Origin of the sequence: Mycolicibacterium xanthum, assembly GCF_019710635.1 — a bacterium.
In the GTDB taxonomy this organism is placed as follows: Bacteria; Actinomycetota; Actinomycetes; order Mycobacteriales; family Mycobacteriaceae; genus Mycobacterium; species Mycobacterium xanthum.
In genome coordinates this window covers 1-3,793 of sequence record NZ_JAIFZS010000123.1, presented here as the reverse complement: position 1 = coordinate 3,793, position 3,793 = coordinate 1, and the positions used below count along the sequence as shown (strand labels likewise).

The window sequence follows — 3,793 nt, the reverse complement described above, 5'->3', positions numbered from 1 at the left end:
CGCCACGCGATCCCTTCCAAGATCAACCGGTGATCGCTGAATCTGTTGCCCCGCTTACCTACATCCGAGGGCATAACCGACTCGACGGCCGACCAGAACCCATCAGAAATCACACCCATCCGCGTCACGGTCACAATCGTCGCCGGTCAAGGCGCGAATATTACGGAGACACGCCCTAGGCATGCAGAAGGCCCCGACCGAAACATGGCCGGGGCCTTTTGGTTTGGTGCTACTTGCTCGGCAGGTAGCTCACCGACTGGTGCGACAACCCGTGGTTCACCAGGCAGATGATCGCGGCCTCGACCGAGATCAGATGCCGACTGGCGTACTCGACCACCTCGGGCAGCCGCGTCATGTCGCTTTCCTCAATGGTGAATGGCACTGGTATCAGTCGCCATTCAGTGCATCGCGCACCGCATCGATGGCGTCGGCCATAGCGCCGGGGCCGCTGGTGGCGACACCGGACACCTGGGAGCCGAAATCGCCCTGCACGCCGCCGGGGCCGCTGCCTCGCTGCCGGTGCTAGCGCCCCAGCGCCGTGCTTGCATACGCGGCTCGCGTAGCGCCGCAACTGGGCAGTCTCCGGCATCAGCCAGTCGCGTTTCGCCTCGCAGACAAGGAGGCTGTTCGGCAACCTGATCTCCAGATCCGTTCGCCCCGCATCGTCGGGAGTCTCCAAGGCGAACTCAGGTTCCCCGCCAAGGTCAGCTCCGAGCTGGAGCGAAAGACCTGCGACCAGCTTCCAGTAGAGCCTCGGGCAGCGGGCGAGTGCGAATCCGAACGCGGCGGTGAGGTCGTTCTCCATATGTCCCAGCAGGTCGAACACCGATTCCACGGTGCTGCTGTACCTCAGGAGCGTGGCTGGCCCGGACATTGCCCGCATAGGCGTCAGCAGACGGCGTGGGCGGATTCGCTGGCCGCCTCCTCAGCGAGGACGATGGCCCATGCTTCTTCGCTGGTGTATCCACGTGACTGCATCAGCGGCGTTATCTGATACGGCGGCACACCGGCCTGGCGATTCACACACGCGATCTTGCCGTCGTTGCTCACCCGCTGGGCGTCAAGGTAGCCATAGCCATTCTCATACAGCGACCGCCAGAACGGACTCTCCAAAGCGCCCGTGCCCTTGACCATCTCGTCGATGGTGTCAGCGCTGGCCAGCGGCGCCCCCGTCAGCCCGACGACCGCTGCCAATGCGCAGCTCAGCAGCAATCCCCTCATCGCCCGAGACTATCCGGCGGGAGATGCGGCCACGTCGAAATCAATCTCTTGGAACATTGGGTGCACCAAGGCTGCGAGGGCGTTGCGAGTCGATCCGACATAGGCATAGCTCTGCGGGGGCACACCGGAGGGCAGCAAGTCGGCAATAGGCGCCGGCACGTCTAGGCGCACTGCCTTGCGGATCGCGATCCCGGCACCGGTGGTGGCGCCCGCGTAGTAGCGGTCGAAATCAACTCGGTCAATGCAGCCAACTGCTGCGAACTGCCGCCACAGATCCGCTGGTTTGGCGGCGTGCACCGCATCGATCTCGAAATAGCCGATGATCCGCTGGATTGGTGTTGTGGCGTATACCCATACCACCGTCACATCGTCGGCGAGGGGACGCTTGCGGAACTCGACCTTCTTCCGCCCGTCCATGATCGCCTCCGCGAAGCGTGGGTGTACGGACATCACCACATGGCGGCCAGTTGTTGATGTACCCACTGGGTGCCTGCCTCCTTCACTTGCGTCACGGTGCGGGGTGGTGCTCTCAGCACCGCATTGGTCTCAAGCTCGGCAAGGGTCCATGCCGGGTCAATGACACGGTCCTGCCGAAACAGAATGACGAGAACCTGCGAGCGGTGGGACGCGAGTTCCGCGATGTCGGCGGCGCCGTAGACGGTTCTGCCGCCCACGTGATTCAGCACCTCTTCGGGAACGGCTGTTCTGAACGTGTCCTCGGCGACGCCGACCACGGACACGATCTGGAACCCGGATCGGTAGAAAAAAACCACGTCGCCGGGCTGGACCTGGTTTGTCGATGCATTACATAGGTACGCCTTGCGGAGGGCGTTTCCCCACGGACGGGTAGTGACGGATAAGCCCGGCAGGGTCAGTTGAGCATCGTCGGGGATGCACTCGGCGAAGAGTTGGTTATGCCATCGGTCAACAATCGGTATGGCGAACACTCGGGCGTCGTCGGACACCGCCGGCGGACCGTATGCGACGTGATAGTCCAATGCCCCCAGCGAGTCATCGCGGGGGAGGTAGCTCTTGACGAGCACGGCTTCGCCACGGTCGGACTTGCCTGCTTCCTGGTAGCCGAACATTCCCAGGAAATCGATTAGACGCTGATGTCGGTCCCAGACTTCGACGTATGCGCTGCCAACCCGATGATTGTGGTGAGATTTGAGCACGGCCTTAAGTAGCAGTTCCCCGTACCGGAATCCTGAAAATGCCGGTCCCACTTTGAATGTCGAGATCTTGGCGACGGGCTTGGTGAAGTCGTAGGCGCAGTCGGCCTCATCGATCTTGAGTATGGCCACCGCAGCGTATGCGCCGTCTGGCTCCGTGACGACATAGCACTCCCGGTTCGGCGAGTCTCCCCGCACCTTGTCGATCCAAGTGTCGAAACCTGGGTAGTCCTCCCTGATGCTGGCGAAGATTTCCTGATCGAGGTCTAGCGCGTATGACTGGAGGGGCGTCACTCTCGGCGGGGGTGGCGCGGTGGCCGGCTCGAAGCCTTCCAGCATCGCCACTGCGTCGGCGGCGGTGAGGACGCGATCACCGAGTCCAACGCGCTTGGCGCGCTGGCGAAGGCCGGCGTCGTTGGTTACGAGGAAGTTGACCGCGTTGGCGTCCAACGCCGCGAGGATCCGCAAGTCCCGGTCGTTATTGGAGCCGGGGACGACGGGACCAAGCTCGGCACGGAGTTGGGCGCTGATGGGTGGCTCGTCCAGCATCTCGAACTTGGCAAGTTCAGCGAGGCGCTGCCGTACCCGGTCCGGGGCCTTGCCATCGGAAATCTCGTCCCCGGTGGCGGGGTGAGCGAACACTCGATGGCGCTGTTTCGTGGCCAAGCGGATGAACGTCGCTGCAAGTTCCAAGCCGGGTTCCATGTCCCCTGCGAACGGCTCAAGAGCGATGATCACGTTGGTATCCAGAAGGAATCTGGTCGGTGACGACGCTGCATCCGAGCCTCTGTCGTCCGCCACATCCGGATTATCACCCGTAACTCCGGCAACACCCGTAGCTGACACGAGATCGGGCGGCGTGAATTGCCTGGGATTTGTCGATTGCCGGCAGGGCGGATACCGGGCGCCGTGTTGGGCGCTAGCCCGGATTGATTCCCGAACGGGTTTACTGGTTGCTGCTATCCCGCAACCCACGTCGTACCGGCGCCTGAAACGCGCTGGCTCTGACAGAGGCTCTGATGCGCGACCGGTGGCCCGTAACGAAACCAGGCCCTATAGCCAGTCCTCAGCAGCCTGTAGTCCTTCCACGAGACACCGTTTGACCGCAGGGAGGGCATTGGGCGCCGACTACAGGTCCGAATCCGGCGCCGGTGGGGCTGTGGGCGCATGCGGCTGCCTGTAGACGACCTGCAGTTGACGCTCCGTACTGCAAGAAAGGGCCGCCCCTGGGGCGGCTGTCGGTGGGCTAGGTGGATGGTGTTTTTTGCGCGGCGGTGACCGGCTGATCGCCGCTGGTTGAGTTGAATGAGTGGGTGACGTTGGGACGGACGCCTGCTCAGGCGGATCTGCTGCGGTCGACGGCGAATTTCTGTGAGGGCCGGGTGGGTCCGGATTCGATT

General features: G+C 63.0%; 4 protein-coding genes and 1 pseudogene. All 5 read right to left on the bottom strand.

The genetic code is table 11. The annotated features are described in order from the left end of the window. Nucleotides 1-128 (bottom strand): annotated as a pseudogene (locus JDV09_RS26305) (IS5 family transposase); the annotation flags it as partial. A gap of 101 nt (nt 129-229) precedes the next feature. After that, nucleotides 230-355 (bottom strand): hypothetical protein, encoded by a 126-nt coding sequence (locus JDV09_RS27105; protein WP_255606083.1) that lies wholly within the window; start codon nt 353-355, stop codon nt 230-232. A 533-nt stretch (nt 356-888) separates the two neighbouring features. Then, nucleotides 889-1,221, bottom strand: a complete 333-nt coding sequence (locus JDV09_RS26300) for a hypothetical protein (protein ID WP_221372065.1) — start codon at nt 1,219-1,221, stop codon at nt 889-891. Nucleotides 1,222-1,230: 9 nt separating this feature from the next. After that, the gene (locus tag JDV09_RS26295) at nt 1,231-1,671 is read right to left on the bottom strand and encodes an ASCH domain-containing protein (RefSeq protein WP_255606085.1); all 441 of its coding nucleotides are present in this window, start codon (nt 1,669-1,671) and stop codon (nt 1,231-1,233) included. Then, nucleotides 1,671-3,194, bottom strand: a complete 1,524-nt coding sequence (locus JDV09_RS26290) for a PIN domain-containing protein (RefSeq protein ID WP_308124255.1) — start codon at nt 3,192-3,194, stop codon at nt 1,671-1,673. The genes JDV09_RS26295 and JDV09_RS26290 overlap by 1 nt, the downstream gene beginning before the upstream one ends. Nucleotides 3,195-3,793: the final 599 nt, after the last annotated feature.